This window comes from Lacinutrix sp. MEBiC02595 (assembly GCF_053601555.1).
This window is the reverse complement of sequence record NZ_JBSHNU010000246.1, coordinates 15,106-35,641: the sequence shown is the minus strand read 5'-3', so window position 1 is coordinate 35,641 and position 20,536 is coordinate 15,106. Positions and strand designations below refer to the sequence as shown.

Sequence of the window (20,536 nt, the reverse complement as noted above, 5' to 3'; positions counted from 1 at the left end):
ATCTATCTTAAATAAGGAAATAAATAGGAATAATTAGAGTTCCTACTCCTTGAAAAAAACTACACTTATGAAAAAATTATGCGTTTTTAATTTACTCTTTTTAATTATTGGACTCCATTTGAATGCGCAAGTATTTGAAGTTAGTTTCGCTTCAGAGGAAATAAAAGGAGATTTTTCTGGTAATGTACTATTATATCTTTCCAAAGAAAAAAAAGCACCAAAGAATATTTTTGTCGGATTGGAATTAACGCCTGTCTACAGAGTGCATGTAAAGAATTTAAAAGCAAAGGAAACCGTAACTTTTAATGACGACGCTATTTCGTATCCTGTAGAATTATCCAATATAGAAAGAGGTGCCTATTATGTTCAAGCCGTTTTCGACTTAAATCTTGGCGATGCTAATATTGGCACAAGTACAGGCAATATCTATTCCGAACCCATTCGCATAGATTTAGATAAGAACTTTAAAACGGTTTTTAAAATAGAAGCGAATCAAGTGGTAGCACCTACATTATTTAATGAAACACCTCTTTTAAAAGAATTGCGCGTAAAATCTAAGTTGCTAAGTGATTTTCATAAGAAGGATATGTTTGTAAGTGCAGCCGTAAGTCTGCCAGAAGGCTATTATGAAAATCCGGAAGCTACATATCCCGTTGTATATACCATTTCCGGATTTGGTGGTAATTATAAATATTATAGTGGTAAAGGAAAATCACATATAGGCAATCTAGGAGAACAACCTACAATTGTGGTTTATTTAGATGGAAGTTGCTCTGAAGGTCATTCTACATACGCTAATAGTGATGTGAATGGTCCTTGGGGAGATGCCTTTGTACAAGAGTTAATTCCTGCGGTAAACCAGAAGTACCAAACCAATACCGCTAATTTATTACATGGCCATAGTAGTGGTGGTTGGACCAGTTTATGGTTGCAAATTAACTATCCAAAGGTTTTTGCAGGTGCATGGTCTAGTGCGCCAGATCAGGTAGATTTTAGAAATTATCAGAATAAAAACATCTATGAAACCGATAATATGTTTTATGACGCAGCAGGTAATTTATTAGCAGATGTTACTATAGCAGGAAGATTTCCAGTGATTAGTGCGAAAGATTTTTACAGAACCGAAAACGTGATTTATAGAGGTTCGCAATTGCGTTCTTTTGATGCGGTTTTTGGAGGTTATGATGCGGAAGGAAATAGAATTCGATTGATCAATAATAGTTCTGATGGAACTATTAATAAAAAAGCACTACCCCTTTGGAAAAGATATGACTTGTCGCTTTTACTTCAAGAAAACTGGAAGGATTTAAAAAAAGACCTTAGCGGAAAAATTAGGATTTCGGTGGGTACAAGTGATAACTTTTATTTACATCATGCCGTAAAACTGTTGGAAGAAGAAATGAAGAAAATAGATGCTAAAATAGAATTCACTTATTATCCAGGAGATCATTTTACGCTTTTCACGGAGGACTACAAGAAAGATGGTGTTGCGTTTTTAGAGGCTTGTTATGCAAATTGGTTAGTTGAAAATAAATAAGCCCTTTTGATTTAGTAGAATAAGACAACGAATTAAAAAGCTTACGGTGGAATAAAATATGTAGTAGGCAGAGATTTATAAATCTTTAACAAAAAAAGCACTTACAAATTTGTAAGTGCTTTTTTTTGTTAAAACATATTGATTTAGTATTAAGTAAATTTATAAATCTACAAAACAGCAATACAACTAATCTCTACATTCACAAACTTAGGCAGATTAGCAACTTCTACAGTTTCTCTAGCAGGAGCAGAGTCGTTGTCAAAATACTGACCATACACTTCGTTTATTTGTGCAAAGTTGTGCATATCACTAATAAAGATGGAGGTTTTAATAACGTTCTCAAAAGTCATGTTTGCAGCAGCAAGAACCGCTTTCATGTTTTCCATAACTTGTTTGGTTTCCGTTTTAATATCGTCCATTACCAATTCTCCAGTTTCTGGATGTAATGCAATTTGTCCAGAAGTATATAAGGTGTTTCCAGAAAGAACTGCTTGGTTGTATGGTCCAATAGGAGCAGGAGCGTTTGGTGTAGTAATTATTTTTTTCATATTTAGTACCTGGGAAAGCTGGTATCTCTTTTAATTAAACTTTTATTTATATGGATTCTGAATCCTGTTCAGAATGACAATTGTTTTATAGATTCTTCAACAAGCTCAGAATGATAGTACTAAAGTATTACATTTTACGCAATACAAGTCAAGTATTAGGTTCTTAATCCAGTTCAGAATGACAAATATTTTATAGATCATATGACAAGTTCAGAATGATAAACGAAAATATTCTTCTTCAACTAACAACTAACAACTAACAATTAACAACTAACAACTAACAACTAACAACTAACAACTAACAACTAATTACAACTGATCGTCGGAGTCTTTACGTTTTTCGTATTTGATATCTTTTAATATACTAGATTTAATACCAATAAAGAAATTCCAAGAACTTCGTGTGCTAAAAGGAACCCAAGAAAGATTCATTCGCCAGCTTAATAAATCACGTTCAAATCGCAATTGCGTATAGGTGAAACCTTGATTTTGTAAATCATAACCAGAAGACGCACCAACAGTCCAACGTGGTGCAAACTCAATATCTCCAGAAAACATTAAAGAATGCGATGATATTTCGTTTTGCCTGGCAGCATTAGAGTAATTAACAGCGTAGGCAAGACGCAAGCTCCATGGGATTTTATAATTATAAAACTCGCTTGGTTCTTTATCTTCTTGTTTGTTATTGTTTAATTGTTGATTTGCAAAATCTTCAGTAACACCAAAAAGATCATCTGCTCGTCCACCACTTTTTAACGTTTCTTCTCGACTACTAGTTCTGCTTTCATCTTCTTTGCCATTAAAGGACGAACTATTTAGTGTATAGTTCATGGTCAGATTTGCGCTTGTTAGTCTAAATAAACTTCCTCCGTTATTTATGTTATAGGTATCTACTTTAGCATTATTGTTATCTAAAGCATAAGGATCTAGAACAGCACCAAAATTTATAGACATTTTATCGTTAAGAATCTGTGTACCTCCACTAACTCGCATCGGGCTCCATTGTAACGAGTCTCCTGCAAAATTATAAGAAGTAGAAAAGTTTAAGTTATTCAGTAAAATGATTTTTCTAGCTTCGGTTGCTGTGCTATCTTTATCTCTTACTTTGGCTTCAAAATTATTGGAAAGACTTAAACCCATGGAACTCGAGAAATTTTGATTTGGCGCGCCATAGAGGCTTTCTTCAAAACGAGAAAATTCTACTTCTTCAGCAACATCACCGTCGGCATTTACCACTTCGTATGAATCCCAATATCTATCAAAAGAAGGATTTATATTATAACTTACGGAAGGTCGCATCACATGCCTTATCGCTTTTATTTTTTTATCTTCCCCTTCTTTTTCAAAATTAAACATACCATAAATCGTGGTTCCTAAACTGGTACTAAAATTATAGGTTCTAAAGGAATCAAAACCACTCTTCTCTGTCGTTATTTCTTCTTCTAAATCTGTGTCATAATACTTATTGACGGTTTTAAAAGTCCAATTTTCTTCGTAGTTAGTACTAGCACTTAAACTAAAGTATTTAAAAAGTTTAAAGTTGGTAGATAAAGGAATACTATGTTGAACACCACTTATTGCTTCATCCCACATTTCCTTTTTAAAGAAAAGCGAATCTGTTGTGGTAATTCTGTTTTCTGCACTTAAATTATATTGAAAGTTTATATTTTCAATAATGCCATTTTTGCTTCCTGTTTTGCTTGCAAATGGATAAATTCTACTAACACTTGTTTGTATTGTAGGAAGCGTCATGCTTATGCTTTCTGTATTCGTGTTTTGCGAGTGTGTTGCTGTCGCACTAAAATTTACTTGTGGTTCTCCTTGAAATGTTTTCGAATACGAAATAGAAGAAGATAAAGTGTTATTTAAAAAGTTAGCAACGTTTACTTGGTTGATCGAGTTTTGGTAATATTGACTACTTCCTAAGTTTACAGAGGCGGAGAAACGGGAGTTCGGACTAGCTTTAGTGTCTTGATTGTGTGACCATTGTAAATTGTAAATAGTGGTTTTTGCGTAATCATCAAAGCCACGTTCACTAGTAATTAGGTTTTCGTACCTAAAACCAAGACTACCATTAAATTTATAACGGACTTTATATTTGCTTTGTAAACGCATTCCGTAACTACCATTAGTATAGTAATCACCAAGAACTGCTAAATCTACATAATCACTAAGCGCAAAATAATAACCTCCATTTTGTAAAAAGTAACCTCGAGAGTTTTGTTCCCCAAAACTAGGAAATATAACACCGGAAGTTTGTTTTTTGGTTAACGGAAAATAGGCAAAAGGCAATCCAATAGGAGTAGGTACACCGTAAATAAACATATTCGTTAGGCCGGTTGCTACTTTTTCGTCTGGTACTACTTTTGCTTTACGCAGTAAAAAGTAATATTCTGGATCTTCTCTGTTTTCTGAAGTCGTATATTTTGCGTTTTGTACAAAATAAACGGAATCGTTTTCCTTTTTAGAAATTTCACTGTCAAAAAATCCACCAGCTTGCTCCGTTCTAGAATTAAATATTAATGCTTTTTCCGTTTCTATATTAAAACGGATAGAATCTGGTTCTACTACTTGTGTGCCTTGTTTAAAAACAGGATGCTGTGAGTAAACACCTGCCGAATCTTTAACTCTTCCTGCGTATACTTCGTTTTTACTGTAATCGATAACGATAACACCTGCTTTAATTTCCATGTCTCCATAGATAATTTCTGCTTCATTATATAAGTATAGCTTTTGTTCCTTTTTATTAAAAGAAGTGTAATCTTTAGCTTTGTAGGTTACAATATCGGTAAGAAACTCCGCTTTAGGTTTTACAGAGTCTTTTTTAGTAGAGTCTTGGCCCTTTTCGGTAAGTTCTAGTGTACCATCTTTTGCGTTTGGTTGTAAAACTTGGTTTACATGAACAGCAATGGTATCGCTCTTTTTTACGGGTTCAATCTCTCCTCCAGATTTTGGTCTGTCTTGAGCGAAGCCACACATGTTAATAAGCATGGTAAAACTTAGAGTAAAAAGTATATGAAATTTATTTGTACGCAACGCTTTTAATGTATTTTTGTAAAAGTATGGCTCGGTTTTTGAATTGCCAAAATTACATATATTTTTTATGATTAATTTAATATTAAGCAATTTAAAATAATTCAAGCCTTAAATAGTTATTATCTGTATGCAAACGAATAGATTATTACATTTCTTATCTTTTATAATAGTATTAACAACATTTGTTAATGCAACCGCTGCTTTTGCACAACAAACAGAACCGTTTGTTGTCGTATTAGATGCTGGTCACGGTGGGCATGATCCCGGAAGACCAACAAAAAATGGCTATACAGAAAAAGAGATTGCCTTAAAAGTTGTTCTGCAAGTTGGTAAAAATTTAGCAAACAATAAAAATATAAAAGTTATTTATACTAGAAAGACAGATGTTTTTGTAACACTGCGTGGTAGAGCAAAAATAGCGAATGATGCAGATGCAGATTTATTTGTGTCTATACATTGTAATGCGCACCATACGCAAGCTTCTGGTACAGAAACGTATGTTTTAGGTGTTGGTAATACAGCACGTAACTTTAATGTTGCTAAAGCAGAAAACGAAGTGATCTTTTTAGAGGATAACTACGAAAAACATTACGAAGGTTTTGATCCTAATGCGCCAGAATCCATGATAGGATTAACACTAATGCAAGAAGAATATGTAGACCAAAGTATCATGCTTGCAGATTTGGTAGAGAAAAGTTTTCAAAACAAATTAAAAAGAAAAAGTAGAGGTGTAAAGCAAATTAGCCTTTGGGTTTTGCATAATACCTATATGCCAAGTGTGCTTATTGAAACAGGGTTTATCACTAACACAAGCGAAGGAAAATATTTAAACTCTGCAAAAGGACAACAAGAAATTTCTAAATCTATTAGTGATGCTGTCTTAGATTACAAAGCTACTTTAGATCAAAATATAGGAGCATTTGTTTTTGCGCCTCAAGAAGATTTTCCTAGCGTAACTAATAAGGAGCATGAACAAATCTATGAAAATGTGGTTTTTAGAGTACAAATCGCAGCTAGCTCCAGAAAATTAGCACTAAAAGCATATAATTTTAAAGGTTTATCTGATCTCTCTAGAGAAAAAGAAGGGAATCTTTATAAATATTTTCATGGCTATACATCAGACTATAACAAAGCTAAGCAATTGCAAGTCAGTGCAAAAAACAAAGGATATACGTCCTGCTATATAGTAGCTTTTAAAGACGGAAAAAAAATAGCTCTCGACCAAGCCTTAAAAACAAGTGCTAATTAGAGTCGTTCTTTGTAAATTTATTTCTAATTTTGTTTCATAACCAATCCAATAAACGTTGAAGTTATCTAGAGAAGTTAAAACTGCCATACTTGTTATATCCGGAGTAGTATTCCTTATAATAGGTATTAATTATTTGAAAGGAATAAACATCTTTCAACCTAAAAATGAATTCTACACAGAGTTTGATTACAATGCACTTACAGCATCATCTCCTGTTACTATTAAAGGAAATAATGTAGGAAAGATTAATAGCATTAAATACGACTTTGAATCTGGTAAAACAAGAGTCGCTTTTACCATAGATAAAGGATTGAAATTTTCTAAAGAAAGCAAAATGCGTCTTTATGAATTAGGATTAATGGGAGGAAATGCAATGGCTATCATTCCTGTTGAAGGAGGAACTCCTGCAAAAAGTGGTGATTTCTTAGCTTCAGAAGTAGAAGAAGGCCTAGTGAAAAGCTTAACTTCTAATTTTTCTGGCTTAAGCTCTGGTTTAGATGGAACGTTGCAATCTGCAGATTCCCTTTTGATTAGCTTAAATAAAATAGTAGAAGACGATTCCGATAAAGGATTGAAAAGTGCTATTGGCGAATTAAACGAAACTATAAAATCATTCAAGAATTTATCCTATTCTTTCAACTCTTTAATCGCCAAAAACGATGCGAGTTTAACAGCAGTACTTTCTAACTTTAAAAAAGTAAGTGAAGATTTAGCACTGCTTTCTACCGACTTAAAAGATGTAGAATTATCGAAAACCGTGAAAACTTTAGATCAAACATTACTAAATGTAAATGGCCTTTTAGCAGGTTTAGATAAAGGAGAAGGTACGCTTGGTAAATTGCTAACCGATGATGAGTTGTATACTAATCTAGAGGTGGCATCACAACAACTACAAGAATTATTACAAGACTTTAAATTAAATCCAAGTAGATATATTAAAGTGTCCGTTTTCGGGAAAAACAATAAAGAAGGATACATTAAACCGGAAAGCGAAAGACAATAAACCGACCTATACATGAATTACTTACCAAATATTATTTTTGCCATTGCACTTATTGTAGGCTTTGGTTACTTTGCTAGAAATGTAAAAAAACTTGTTCGTAATATAAAATTAGGGCAAGATGTAGATGTTAGTGATAAAAGATCATTACGCTGGAAAAACATGATAAACATCGCTTTAGGACAAAGCAAAATGGTGAAACGTCCGGTTTCCGGATTTATGCATGTGGTGGTTTATGTAGGTTTTGTTATTATAAATATTGAAGTTTTAGAAATTATAATCGATGGCCTTTTTGGTACGCATCGTATTTTTTCTAGCGTTTTACCAGAAGCTGTATATGGTTTCTTAATTGGTACTTTCGAGGTTTTAGCTGTTTTAGTATTTATAGCTGTCGTTATTTTCTGGATACGAAGAAATGTAATAAAAATAGCGCGTTTCTGGAAAGATGAAATGAAAGGTTGGCCAAAAAGTGACGGGAATATCATTCTGTATTTCGAAATGGTACTAATGACCTTATTTTTAGTAATGAATGCTACCGATCTTCATTTTCAAGAAATGAATTCTGGAAATATAATTAGCCAATATATAACGCCGTTATTCTCCGGAATGTCAGAAGGTTCTATCCATGTAATAGAAAGAGCGGCTTGGTGGTTGCACATTGTTGGGATCTTAATATTCTTAAATTACCTATACTTTTCGAAACATTTACATATTCTTTTAGCATTTCCAAATACCTTTTACGGACGCGTAAATAATAAAGGAGAGTTAAACAACTTAGCATCGGTTACTGCAGAAGTAAAAATGATGATGGATCCAGATGCAGATCCATTTGCAGCAGCGCCAGAAGGAGCAGAAGACGAAGTGCCAGCAAAATTCGGTGCTAGTGATGTGCAAGATTTATCTTGGGTACAATTACTAAACGCATACACATGTACAGAATGCGGAAGATGTACCAGCGAATGTCCTGCAAACCTTACCGGGAAAAAGCTTTCTCCTAGAAAAATTATGATGGATACCAGAGATCGTCTAGAAGAAGTTGGTAAAAATATAGACGCAAACAATGGGGAATTTAAAGACGATGGTAAGCAATTGCTTGGTGACTATATTACCAACGAAGAAATTTGGGCATGTACTAGCTGTAATGCTTGTGTAGAAGCTTGTCCCGTGAGTATCGATCCATTATCGATCATTATAGAAATGCGTCGTTATTTGGTAATGGAAAAAAGTGACGCACCAACAGAGTTGAACAATATGATGACCAATATTGAGAACAACGGAGCGCCTTGGCCATACAACCAACAAGATAGATTAAACTGGAAAAACGAGTAATATAATTTGGGCGTTACCACAAGGGTCGCGCTTTCGGCAGTCGCTTTTTTTGAGAAAAACAAAAAAGAGCTTCAACAAATGCCTCAATCCCTAACGCAGTTTCTCATAGAGAAGGCGGTCTCGTAAAGAGCAAAGGTATAAGTATAAAAAAATATAGAAAAAGTTTCACATGCTAAAGGCTAAAAACCTAAAATTATGAGCGAACAACTTAACGTGCCAACGATGGCAGAACTTATGGCAGAAGGCAAAACACCTGATATTTTATTCTGGGTTGGTTCTGCAGGAAGTTATGATGATAGAGCAAAGAAAATTACCAAAGCATTTGTTAAAATATTAAACAAAGCAGGCGTGAATTTCGCCGTTTTAGGAGTCGAAGAAAGTGCAACAGGTGATTTAGCGAAAAGAGCAGGAAACGAATTTTTGTTTCAAATGCAAGCCATGATGAATATCGAATTGCTAAATGAATACCAAGTAAAACGAATAGTAACTTGTGATCCACATTCTTTTAACTGTTTAAAAAACGAATATCCTGGTTTAGGTGGCGTTTATGAAGTGGTGCATCACACACAATTTATAAAGCAATTAATAGATTCTAATAAATTAGATATTAAAGAAAGTGATTATAAAGGAAAGCAAATAACCTTTCATGATCCTTGTTACCTAGGTCGCGCAAACTCAGAATATGATGCGCCAAGAGATGTTTTAAGTACACTAAACGCCAATTTAGTGGAAATGAAACGTAGCAAAGCAACCGCTTTATGTTGTGGTGCAGGTGGCGCACAAATGTTTAAAGAACCAGAAAAAGGAGATAAAGATATTAATGAGCTTCGTACAGAAGATGCATTAAAAACCAATCCAGATATTATTGCAACTGCTTGTCCGTATTGTATGACTATGATGTCCGACGGTGTTAAGGTTAAAGAAAAAGAAGCGCAAATAAAAGTGATGGATATTGCAGAGTTAATTGCAGATTCTCAAGGGTTATAATTCTTAAAAAAAATCTATGTTAAGAAAAACTATTTTATTCCTTTCTCTTTTTTGTGCCTTGCAATTTGCAAATGCACAAACAGAAGAAAAAGATGCATTACTAAATCAAATCTCCTTAGAAACTTGTGAATGTGTAGAAGACAAAGGCTTAGACTACACTTCTAATAATACCACTAAACTAGAATTAGAATTTGGTTTGTGTATCATGGAAAGCTATGGAAGACATAAAAAAAAGGCAGAAAAACTTTTAAATGTTTCCTTAAATGATGAAGCTTCACTAGAGCAATTTGGGGAAGATATTGCTTTTAAAATGATAGATAATTGTCCAGATGTTATTATGGCGCTTGCAGGTAATTATGCAGCAGAAGAGTTTGAAGAAGTTAAAGATGATTTAACTTTAGAAGGAGAATTCGTAAGTATAGAATCTCTACAATTCAATATGGTAGAGATTAAAGGGGATAATAATAGAACGCAAAAACTAATATGGTTGCAATACTTTGAAGGGGAAGAACTTCTAAATAATACCAAGAAATTAAAAGGAAAAAATCTAGAAGTTATTTATCTTCAAAAAGAACTTTATGATCCTAAGATTAATGAATACCGCAATTTTAAAGTAATCAAAAAAATATCCATTTTATAAATGTTAGTAGACTTTAATACATTACCAGATGAATCTCGCGTTTGGATTTACCAAGCGAATCGCTCTTTTTCAGAAAATGAAATAGAAGAGATTTCTAATAAACTAAATATTTTTGTTGAAAACTGGGCTGCGCATGGTGCGGACTTACAGGCTGGTTATGATGTTGTTTATAAGCGATTTATCGTGATTGGTTTAAATCAAAACATGAATAATGCAACAGGTTGTTCTATAGATGCTTCTGTTAATTTTATTCAGCAATTAGAAAAAGATTACAACGTAGATTTAATGGACAAAATGAATGTTTCTTATAAGCAAGGAGAATTCATTGCATACAAAACATTGATCGATTTCAAAAAAATGGCTAAGGACAAAGCAGTGTCTAAAAACACTATTGTTTTTAATAATTTAGTAAATACAGTAGCCGAATTTAAAGAAAACTGGGAAGTCCCTGCGAGCGAAAGTTGGCATAGTAGATTTTTATAATGTTAAAAGTAGAAAGGAACAATGGCTAATGAAATTTTTTTATTAAACATCTCTGGAACAGATAAACCAGGTTTAACGTCAAGTTTAACAGGTGTTTTAGCAGATTACGGCGCTAAAATTTTAGATATCGGTCAAGCAAATATTCATGACACGCTTTCTTTAGGATTTCTATTTGAAATTGGGACTAAAAAAAAATCAGCAGCAGTTTTAAAAGATTTACTTTTTAAAGCATACGAACTTGGTGTAAAAGCGAAATTTACACCTATATCTCTCGACGATTACGAGAAATGGGTTTCTCTTCAAGGTAAAGATCGCTACATTGTGACCGTTTTAGGAGAAAAACTAGTAGCAGAACAGATTTCTGAAGTTACTAAAGTCATTTCCGAACAAAACTTAAATATTGATGCCATTAAAAGACTTACTGGTCGTACTTCTCTAGTGAAAACAGAAGAGTATCCTAGAGCATCTATCCAATTGTCTATTCGGGGAAGAATAGAAAACAAAGCGGAATTGACCGCTAAATTCATGCAAATCTCTCATGACCTGGATGTAGATATTGCTTTTCAAGAAGACAATATTTATAGACGTAACAGACGTCTAGTTTGTTTTGATATGGATTCGACGCTTATTCAAACCGAAGTTATTGATGAGCTTGCAGATTTAGCAGGAGTAGGAGAACAGGTGAGAGCGATTACAGAATCTGCAATGCAAGGCGAAATAGACTTCAACGAAAGCTTTATAAAACGCATGAAGCTTTTAAAAGGGTTAAAAGAAGAAGTGTTACAAGAGGTTGCAGTGAACTTACCAATAACTAAAGGAGCCAAAAGACTTATTGATACTTTAAAAAAATACGGATTTAAAACAGCCATTCTTTCTGGTGGTTTTACTTATTTTGGACATTACCTGCAAAAAGAACTGGGGATAGATTACGTATATGCCAACCAATTAGAAATTAAAGATGGTGCTTTAACAGGTGGTTATCTTGGTGAAATTGTAGATGGAAACAAGAAAGCAGAATACCTTAAGGAGATTGCAATAAAAGAAGGTATTGATATTAGCCAAACTATTGCAGTTGGTGATGGAGCAAACGATTTACCAATGCTAAATTTAGCAGGATTAGGTATTGCTTTTCATGCCAAACCAACAGTTAAAGACAATGCACAAAGTTCTATATCCAGTATTGGTTTAGATGGTGTTTTATATCTTTTAGGGTATCACGATAGACATATTGATTTAATAGAGTAAAGAGTAAGGGATCTTCTTTTTTTCGACTGTGTAACCATTGTTACAAAATATATTCAAGGCATTTCCGTTATTTACATATTAAAATCTACTAAATGAAAAAGATAATCGTTTTAGCGTTTTTGCTTTTCCTTTCTGGAAATAGTTTTGCGCAAGAATGGATAACAAATTTTGAAGAATCGAAAACGTTAGCTGCTCAGAACAATCAAAAAATAGTTTTAGTTTTTCAAGGTTCCGATTGGTGTGGACCTTGCATAAAATTAGATAAAGAAGTTTGGAGCACAGAAGCATTTCAAACATTAGCAAAAAATAAGTTTGTCATGTTGCAAGCAGATTTTCCTAAACGAAAAGGAAATAGGTTATCTCCAGAACTACAAGAACACAATAATAAGTTAGCAGAAAAGTATAATCCAAATGGCTACTTTCCTTTTGTAGTCGTTTTAAATGCGGAAGGAAAAACTTTGGGAACTGCAGGTTACGAAAAATCTACTCCAGAAAAATACTTTAACAAACTAAATAACTTTTGAAAAATATCCTTTTAATAGTTGCTTGTTTAGTCGTTTATAATGCTTTTTCGCAAGAAGTTTATAGTAAAACAATCAAGCTTATGGGAAGTCGTTTTGATATTTCCGTTGTAGCAAATTCTAAGGAAGAAGGAGAAGCGTTTATAAATATTGCGGTAGAAGAAATTACAAGAATAGAACAACTAATTTCCTCTTGGGATGAGAATTCACAAACGTCATTAATAAATAATCAAGCAGGAATAAAGCCTATAAAAGTAGCTTCCGAATTGTTTCAATTAATAGAACGTGCTTTAAAAATCTCCAAATTAACGAATGGTGCTTTTGATATTAGTTATGCATCTATGGATAAAATTTGGAAGTTTGACGGTTCTATGACAGCTATGCCTTCCGAAGATATAATAAAGCAATCGGTGGATAAAGTGGGATATCAAAATATCCTCTTAAACCACCAAGAGCAAACCGTTTTTTTAAAGCGTAAAGGAATGAAAATTGGCTTTGGTGCAATTGGTAAAGGGTATGCAGCCGATAAAGCAAAGGTTATATTGCAAAGCAAAGGAGTTAAAGCTGGAATAATTAATGCATCTGGTGATTTGAATGCTTGGGGAAAACAGCCTAATAATAAAGATTGGATGGTTGCTATTGTGAATCCGTTAAATAAGGATAAAGTATTTTCGTGGTTACCAGTTAATAATCAGGCAGTAGTAACTTCTGGGAATTATGAAAAATATGTCCGCCTTAATGGGGAATTATACTCGCATATCATAGATCCTAGAACGGGTTACCCGAGTAAAGGAATTTTAAGTGTTTCTATTTTTACTAAATCTGCAGAATTAGCGGATGCTTTAGCAACTTCGGTTTTTGTAATGGGAGTAGAAGTAGGTCTAGATTTTATAAACCAACTAAAAGGTGTAGAATGTATTATTGTAGATGGTAAAAATCAAATTATTACTTCCAATAATATAGCGTTAAAACAAGATAAAGATGATTAAAAAGAGCATATTATTTTTGGGGATAATAGCAACATGTAGTTCATGTGTTGCTGTTAAAGAGTACGAAAAAGTGTATATAAACGATCCGGATATGAATTTATCCCAGAAGAAAGTAGATCGTTTTGAAACCAATTTTCAAGTATATCGTGAAGCTGCTTCTGGCGCAAATGGTGGAAAATCTGGTGGTGGTTGTGGTTGTAATTAAGTGAAACAAGTTTTTGTTTTATAAAAACGTGTAAGTGGAACTTATCCCATTGTAAAATGGGATCTCATTATTTTAAAAATAGTTATGAAAAAAATAATATTAATAGTAATCCTTTTTTCTTTTGGAAGTCTTATTGCACAAGACGCCACAACGGTATATAAAAAGCGAGTTTTAGAAACTACAGAAGTAGATTTTCTTGCTAGTTATTATTCCCAAGATGGAGATAATGCTTCGGTTACAGGAGGAATTGGTACCGAAGAGTTGACCGATTTTACACCAACCATAATTATTAGTTTGCCATTAAGTGCAGATGAAGTTTTAACCATAGACGCAGGAATTTCTACATATAGTTCTGCTTCTTCCAGTAATTTAGATCCATTTGATGGGGCTAGCGAAGGAAGTCCGTGGGTTGCTTCTTCAGGCGCTTCACAACAAGATACTTGGGCAAATATTAACGTTGGCTATTCGCATAGTTCTGAGGATAGAAATAATATTTGGAGTGCAAATGTTTCCTTTGCTAATGAATTTGATTACACTTCTATTGGTTTTGGTGGTGGATTTGCAAAACTCTTTAACGAGAAAAATACAGAAGTAGGAGTAAAAGCTAACGTATATTTAGATACATGGAAGCCTGTGTATCCCATTGAATTGGATATTTATAAACAAACAAATGGCAATTTAAATCAAGGCATTTTTCAAGGAGTAGATATATTAGATCAAAATGGAGATGTAAGTTCTGCTTGGAGTCCAGTAGCTGGTTTTGATTACATAAAGGATAAGTCTAGAAATTCGTATTCCTTGTCTTTTAGCTTTTCACAAATTTTAAGTAAAAAAGCGCAAATATCGTTGTTTTTCGATGTAGTGAAACAAGATGGCTGGTTAGCAAACCCAATGCAACGTGTATATTTTGGGGATGTAGATAATTATTATGTTGGTAATGCAGCAAGTATTGATAATTATACTTCTTCTAGTAATAGGGATGTGTTTCAGTTAGCCGATGCTATAGAAAAACTACCAAATAGTAGATTTAAAATTCCGCTAGGAATGCGTTTAAATTATTACATAAATGAAACAATTTCCTTAAGGACCTATTATCGCTATTACTTTGATGATTGGGGAATTAACTCACATACCGCCAATGTAGAATTGCCAATAAAGATTACTTCCAAATTTACAGTATATCCTTCGTATCGTTTTTATAATCAAACTGCTGCAGATTATTTTGCTCCTTTTGAAGAAAACCTATCTACGAGTGCATTTTATACTTCCGATTACGATTTGTCAAAATTTTCTGCCAATCAATATGGTTTCGGAGTTTCATATACCGATATTTTTACCAAATTTAATATCTGGAAATTCGGATTAAAGAATGTCGACTTTAAATACAATAGCTATAAGCGAAATACAGGATTGTCTGCAAATATTTTTGCAATTGGTTTTAAGTTTGTTTTAAATTAATCTATAGGTTTCTTAGAAAAGCATTCCTAAAAGCTGCTTAACTTGTTGTTTTTAACTATGGAAGTATTATTTTAACCAACACTTTATTTCCTGAAATAATTTTAAAAGAATGGATATAAATGAATGTATGTTAATGTGGATCTGTTTTTAAATGAGTAACAACCTAGTCTATATGCTTGGTTCTAAAAGCAAAGCGATCTGGTGTCTTTTGTTGCACTATAATGATTATTTATAAAGCGGTTAATAATTCTTCTAAAATCTATCATAAAGTCTGTAAAACTTCGTTTTAAAAATGTTATTTTGGCATAGTTTTTATGCTATATTTATTAAACAATTTTATGCGTCGCCACTATACCTTACTTTCCATATTATTTTTCACCATTTTTAGCCATGCACAAGAGAATAATCCGCTGTTGAAAGGAGATGGTATCTCCCAAAACAAATGGGTTGACAGCTTATATAATAGCATGACACTTAAAGAGAAAATCGGACAACTTTTTATGGTTCAGGTTTTTTCTAATCAAGAGGATGCGAACAAATCCAAAGTCGTTTCCCTTATAAAAAATCAAAAAATTGGAGGTATTATTTACTCCAATGGCGGTCCAGTTAGGCAAGCAAAACTAAATAATGAATTGCAAGCGGCTTCTAAAGTGCCATTATTAGTTGGTATGGATGCCGAATGGGGTTTGAGTATGCGTTTAGATTCTACCTATGCTTTTCCTTGGAATATGACCCTTGGTGCTATTAAAGACAATAGATTAGTAGAGCAAGCAGGAAGACAAATAGGAGAGCATTGCAAACGTTTAGGGGTTCATTTTAATTTTGCTCCTGTTGTAGATATTAATACCAATCCTAAAAATCCAATTATTGGAAATCGTTCTTTTGGGGAAGACAGAGATAATGTAACCGAAAAAGCGTTGGCTTTTATGAAAGGGATGCAAAGTGCTGGCGTTTTAGCAAATGCAAAACATTTTCCAGGTCATGGTGATACCGAAAGCGATTCCCATAAAACTTTACCATCTGTGCTTTTTGATGAGAAAAGAATAGATTCTGTAGAGTTATATCCGTACCGTAAATTAATTACAGAAGGATTGTCTAGTGTTATGGTAGCGCACTTAAACGTGCCTAGTTTAGAAGCACGAGAAGATTTCCCATCCTCTTTATCCAAGCATATCGTTACAGATATTTTAAAAGAACGTTTAGGTTTTAAAGGTTTGATATTTACCGATGCTTTAACCATGAAAGGTGCAGCAGATTATATTGAAAAGTCTCTAGACGGAAGTTCTACAATGGAATTAGAAACCGGAGGGGAAATAGATTTGATGTCCTTTTTAGCAGGAAATGACGTGATGCTAATGTCGGAGGATCCTGAAAAAGGAGTAGCTAAATTTATGGATGCTTTTTATAAAGGACAAATTACGGAAGAACGCTTAGCGCATTCCGTTAAAAAAATATTGCAAGCAAAGTATAAAGTAGGCTTAAATGATTATTCGCCAATAGGAACGATGCATTTAGTTGCGGACTTGAATAGAATTAAAGACGATGCGTTATATGAGGAGCTTTTAGAAAATGCAATAACAGTTGCCGAAAATAAAGCGGGTGTTTTACCATTGCAACAACTAGAAACGAAGAGTATTGCGTATGTGAAATTTGGGGATGACGATGGTTCGGTGTTTTTAAAAGAGCTTCAAAAATATACCCAAGTGCATGAAGTGAAAGCAGATAACTTAGAGGAGCTTTTAGGGAAATTAAAATCCTATAATACCGTTATAATTGGTTTGCATAGATCTAATGATAATCCTTGGAAAAGCTACAAATTCACTAAAGAAGAGCTTACCTGGTTGTCTGAAATCTCTAGAAATAATACCGTAATTCTAGATATTTTTGTAAAACCGTATGCCCTTTTAGATGTAGATCCAATTAACAATATTAAAAGTGTTGTGGTTAGTTATCAAAATAGTGATATAGCACAGCAAAAGTCGGCACAAATTATATTTGGAGCATTACCAGCAAAAGGAACTTTGCCTGTTTCAGCGGGTGTAGATTTTAGCGTTGGGCAAGGAGATTTGTATAATGAAATTAGCCGTTTGTCATACACGATTCCAGAACGTGTTGGTATGAGTTCATACCGATTAAAAAAAATAGATTCTATTGCAAACTATGCTGTAAATGGCGGAATGACTCCAGGGATTCAGTTGGTGATTGCTAGGAAAGGAAAAGTGATTTATAATAAAAACTTCGGAAAGCATACCTATGATAAAGATGCGGAAGAAGTGAAATTTAATGACATTTATGACGTTGCTTCCTTGACAAAAATTCTTGCAACCTTACCGTTGTTAATGGAAATGGAAGAACAAGGAATCGTTTCCTTAGAAAGTAAACTGTCTGAAATGCTTCCAGAATATAAGACTTCTAATAAAAAGAATGTGACAATTAAAAGGATGCTTTCGCATTATGCCAGATTAAAACCTTGGATTCCTTTTTATTATGCAACCTTAGACTCGGTAACAAAGCATCCAGATCCTAAATATTATAGAAAGCATTTCGACCCAGAATTTAGTGTGAAAGTTGCGGACGAATTGTACATGCGTAAGGACTATCAAGACTCCATTCAAAAAATAATTAAAGACACAGATCTACTAACTAGACAGCGTTATCGCTATAGTGATTTACCATATTACATTTTAAAGAAATTTATTGAGAAACATTACGACAAACCTTTAGATGAATTGGCTAGAGATCACTTTTATGAGTCGTTAGGTGCAAATCATACCATGTATAATCCGAATAATAAAGTGAGTAATAAGAATATTGTTCCTACGGAGGAAGACGATTATTATAGATTTCAGAAAATTCAAGGATACGTGCATGATATGGGAGCGGCAATGCAAGGCGGTGTTGGCGGGCATGCGGGTGTTTTTAGTAATGCCAATGATGTCGCTAAAATCATGCAAATGTATTTGCAAAAAGGATATTATGGCGGAAAACGTTACTTAAAACCAGAAACGATAGATAAATTTAATACTTGTTATTATTGTGATGATAATAACCGAAGAGGAATAGGTTTTGATAAGCCGCAATTAGGAGATGCGGGTCCTACATGTGGTTGTATTTCTATGACGAGCTTTGGGCATTCTGGATTTACAGGAACCTATGCTTGGGCAGATCCAGAAGAAGAAATTGTATATGTATTTTTAGCGAATAGAACCTATCCGCAGGCAGGGAAGAATCTATTGTTAAGAGAGGATATTAGAACCAATATTCAAGCAGCTATTTACGAAGCTATTATAGATTAAGTGAAAGTTCTTCGTGTTGAAAAGTTATATGTACTTATATTTATAGGTGTTTATAGTTGCAAAGTTAAAACGTATCGTAAGATTTTTAGTTTTAAATAAAAAGTTTAAAACTATTCATAAAAGTTAATTACGCATTGCTCTCCTCTTTTTTTTTAGAGGAGAATGAATTTTGATTTTTCCCAAGGAAGATTAAAAGAAAGAGGAGTTCAATAAAAGTTTAATTAAAAAGATACCTGCTTTTGCAGGCGTAATAATGAAAATAGGAATTGTTTGTTATCCAACATTTGGAGGAAGCGGAGTAGTAGCCACAGAATTAGGTATACAACTATCTAAACGTGGTCATGAAATCCATTTTATAACCTATAACCAACCAGTTCGATTAGAATTGCTTGGTAACAATGTGCATTACCATGAAGTAAATGTACCCGAATATCCTTTGTTTCATTACCAACCTTATGAGTTAGCATTATCTAGTAAATTAGTAGATATGGTGAAGCTTCATAAAATTGAAGTATTGCACGTGCATTATGCGATTCCGCATGCCTATGCTGCATATATGGCGCAAAAAATGTTACGAGAAGAAAATATTTATGTGCCAATAGTTACTACGCTTCATGGTACCGATATTACCTTGGTTGGTTCACATCCTTTTTATAAACCAGCAGTAACTTTTAGTATCAATAAATCGGATGCAGTAACCGCGGTTTCTCAAAGTTTAAAAGATGACACTTTGCGTTTATTTGATATTAATAATGAAATTGATGTAGTTACCAATTTTATAGATATTAGTAAGTATAATCATGGTTTTACAGATTGTCAACGAGGCATGATGGCGAACGAAGATGAAAAAATAATTACGCATATTAGTAATTTTCGTCCGGTAAAAAGGATTGAAGATATTGTGAATATCTTTTATAATATCCAAAAGGAAATTCCTGCAAAACTAATGATGGTTGGCGAAGGTCCTGAGAAAGAAAAAGGAGAGCTACTTTGTGAAAAATTAGGTATTTCGGATAAGGTTGTGTTTTTCGGACAAAGTAATGAGATTGATAAAATTCTTTGTTTTAGTGATTTATTCCTATTGCCAAGTGAAACCGAAAGTTTTGGTCTAGCAGCTTTAGAAGCAATGGCTTCCGGAGTTCCTGTGATTTCTAGTAATACAGGAGGAATACCAGAAGTAAATAAACAAGGAGTTACTGGCTTTTTAAGTGATGTTGGCGATATAGAAGAAATGGCTAAAAATGCAATCTATGTTTTAAGCGATGAAAATCGTTTAAATACCTTTAAACAAAATGCAAAAATAGAAGCCGCAAAGTTTGATATCCATAATATCGTGCCGCAATACGAAGCTATTTATGAAAGAACTTTAAGTCGATGTCTTATTAAAGATTAAATATCTTTTTATAAAAAAAAAATCTTAACAGTACTTTAATTTCTACTTTTAAATTCTCTTGTAGGTCTTTTTGCGTCCATACTAGAATCATTTATATATGCTTCTGCATATTCCGGATCACTTCCGTAATATAAATCTACGAGCTGGTCATTTGTTATAAAGTATAAGGCAGTAGCTATGATTCCTATAAATAGAAACCTAATATAATTCAGTTTTAGAAATATATTTCTGTTTTTTACAAAGTATAAAACCAGAATAATAACAACTAAAAAAGCAAACAGTTTTAAGCCGATTTCCAATCCTATATGGCCATAAGGCCAAAACATTAATTTGAATAAACAATAAATAGTAAGTATTGAAAAAACGAAACCTGTAGCAATAGCTCCATTAATTCTTAATTTAGAAATGCCTGTATAAGATTCTGGTTTTAAAATATTTATTAACCTTATGTTATTAAAAAGTGCAAAACCAAAGCCCAAATAAAGTAAAGATAAAAAAACAGTGCCAAGCGCAATTATTTCTGAATTATAGGGCCAATGCATTAATTTAAAAATAAAGCCCAATAGTATGAAGCCTCCCAAAAGCATTTCTGTTTTCTTCATATTTTAATGGGTCTATAT

At 33.3% G+C, this 20,536-nt stretch carries 17 protein-coding genes; 14 read left to right on the top strand and 3 right to left on the bottom strand.

All coding sequences use genetic code 11. The features are described 5' to 3' along the window. Window positions 1-67: 67 nt before the first annotated feature. Entirely contained in the window at window positions 68-1,537 is a 1,470-nt protein-coding gene (locus ACVCZW_RS17520; protein ID WP_452233037.1) for an alpha/beta hydrolase-fold protein, read from the top strand. A 167-nt stretch (window positions 1,538-1,704) separates the two neighbouring features. Here ACVCZW_RS17520 and ACVCZW_RS17515 read toward each other — a convergent pair whose 3' ends face one another. Beyond that, on the bottom strand, window positions 1,705-2,085 hold the full coding sequence (locus ACVCZW_RS17515) for a RidA family protein (RefSeq protein ID WP_452230106.1): 381 nt from the start codon (window positions 2,083-2,085) through the stop codon (window positions 1,705-1,707). Window positions 2,086-2,394: 309 nt separating this feature from the next. Then, window positions 2,395-5,076 carry a putative LPS assembly protein LptD gene (locus ACVCZW_RS17510; RefSeq protein ID WP_452230105.1) on the bottom strand — a complete coding sequence of 894 codons (2,682 nt, stop codon included), beginning with the start codon at window positions 5,074-5,076 and terminating at the stop codon, window positions 2,395-2,397. A gap of 172 nt (window positions 5,077-5,248) precedes the next feature. On the opposite strand from ACVCZW_RS17510, the gene ACVCZW_RS17505 reads away from it, so the two are divergent. From ACVCZW_RS17505 to bshA, 13 genes are all read left to right on the top strand, one after another. Continuing rightward, window positions 5,249-6,370: an N-acetylmuramoyl-L-alanine amidase family protein gene (locus ACVCZW_RS17505; RefSeq protein WP_452230104.1), complete on the top strand. Its 1,122-nt coding sequence runs from the start codon at window positions 5,249-5,251 to the stop codon at window positions 6,368-6,370. Between the two features lie 55 nt (window positions 6,371-6,425). Next, the gene (locus ACVCZW_RS17500; RefSeq protein WP_452230103.1) at window positions 6,426-7,373 is read left to right on the top strand and encodes an MlaD family protein; all 948 of its coding nucleotides are present in this window, start codon (window positions 6,426-6,428) and stop codon (window positions 7,371-7,373) included. A 12-nt stretch (window positions 7,374-7,385) separates the two neighbouring features. Beyond that, window positions 7,386-8,699: a 4Fe-4S dicluster domain-containing protein gene (locus ACVCZW_RS17495; protein WP_452230102.1), complete on the top strand. Its 1,314-nt coding sequence runs from the start codon at window positions 7,386-7,388 to the stop codon at window positions 8,697-8,699. A 195-nt stretch (window positions 8,700-8,894) separates the two neighbouring features. Next, window positions 8,895-9,686: a (Fe-S)-binding protein gene (locus ACVCZW_RS17490; RefSeq protein WP_452230101.1), complete on the top strand. Its 792-nt coding sequence runs from the start codon at window positions 8,895-8,897 to the stop codon at window positions 9,684-9,686. Window positions 9,687-9,702: 16 nt separating this feature from the next. Continuing rightward, a complete protein-coding gene (locus ACVCZW_RS17485; RefSeq protein WP_452230100.1) occupies window positions 9,703-10,326 on the top strand; it encodes a hypothetical protein in 624 nt (207 codons plus the stop codon). After that, window positions 10,327-10,809: an ABC transporter ATPase gene (locus tag ACVCZW_RS17480; protein WP_452230099.1), complete on the top strand. Its 483-nt coding sequence runs from the start codon at window positions 10,327-10,329 to the stop codon at window positions 10,807-10,809. It begins immediately after the preceding gene. Window positions 10,810-10,830: 21 nt separating this feature from the next. After that, on the top strand, window positions 10,831-12,054 hold the full coding sequence (serB, locus tag ACVCZW_RS17475; protein WP_452230098.1) for a phosphoserine phosphatase SerB: 1,224 nt from the start codon (window positions 10,831-10,833) through the stop codon (window positions 12,052-12,054). A 92-nt stretch (window positions 12,055-12,146) separates the two neighbouring features. After that, entirely contained in the window at window positions 12,147-12,578 is a 432-nt protein-coding gene (locus ACVCZW_RS17470; protein ID WP_452230097.1) for a thioredoxin family protein, read from the top strand. After that, window positions 12,575-13,564 carry an FAD:protein FMN transferase gene (locus ACVCZW_RS17465; RefSeq protein ID WP_452233036.1) on the top strand — a complete coding sequence of 330 codons (990 nt, stop codon included), beginning with the start codon at window positions 12,575-12,577 and terminating at the stop codon, window positions 13,562-13,564. The genes ACVCZW_RS17470 and ACVCZW_RS17465 overlap by 4 nt, the downstream gene beginning before the upstream one ends. Further along, window positions 13,557-13,769: a DUF4266 domain-containing protein gene (locus ACVCZW_RS17460; protein ID WP_452230095.1), complete on the top strand. Its 213-nt coding sequence runs from the start codon at window positions 13,557-13,559 to the stop codon at window positions 13,767-13,769. The genes ACVCZW_RS17465 and ACVCZW_RS17460 overlap by 8 nt, the downstream gene beginning before the upstream one ends. 84 nt (window positions 13,770-13,853) lie before the next feature. Then, window positions 13,854-15,227: a DUF3570 domain-containing protein gene (locus tag ACVCZW_RS17455; RefSeq protein ID WP_452233035.1), complete on the top strand. Its 1,374-nt coding sequence runs from the start codon at window positions 13,854-13,856 to the stop codon at window positions 15,225-15,227. A gap of 338 nt (window positions 15,228-15,565) precedes the next feature. Next, on the top strand, window positions 15,566-18,523 hold the full coding sequence (locus ACVCZW_RS17450) for a glycoside hydrolase family 3 N-terminal domain-containing protein (RefSeq protein ID WP_452233034.1): 2,958 nt from the start codon (window positions 15,566-15,568) through the stop codon (window positions 18,521-18,523). Between the two features lie 253 nt (window positions 18,524-18,776). Further along, window positions 18,777-19,916 (top strand): N-acetyl-alpha-D-glucosaminyl L-malate synthase BshA, encoded by a 1,140-nt coding sequence (bshA, locus tag ACVCZW_RS17445; protein WP_452230092.1) that lies wholly within the window; start codon window positions 18,777-18,779, stop codon window positions 19,914-19,916. 35 nt (window positions 19,917-19,951) lie between these two features. Here the strand turns inward: bshA and ACVCZW_RS17440 are convergent, their stop codons facing one another. Further along, the gene (locus tag ACVCZW_RS17440; RefSeq protein WP_452233033.1) at window positions 19,952-20,518 is read right to left on the bottom strand and encodes a hypothetical protein; all 567 of its coding nucleotides are present in this window, start codon (window positions 20,516-20,518) and stop codon (window positions 19,952-19,954) included. Window positions 20,519-20,536: the final 18 nt, after the last annotated feature.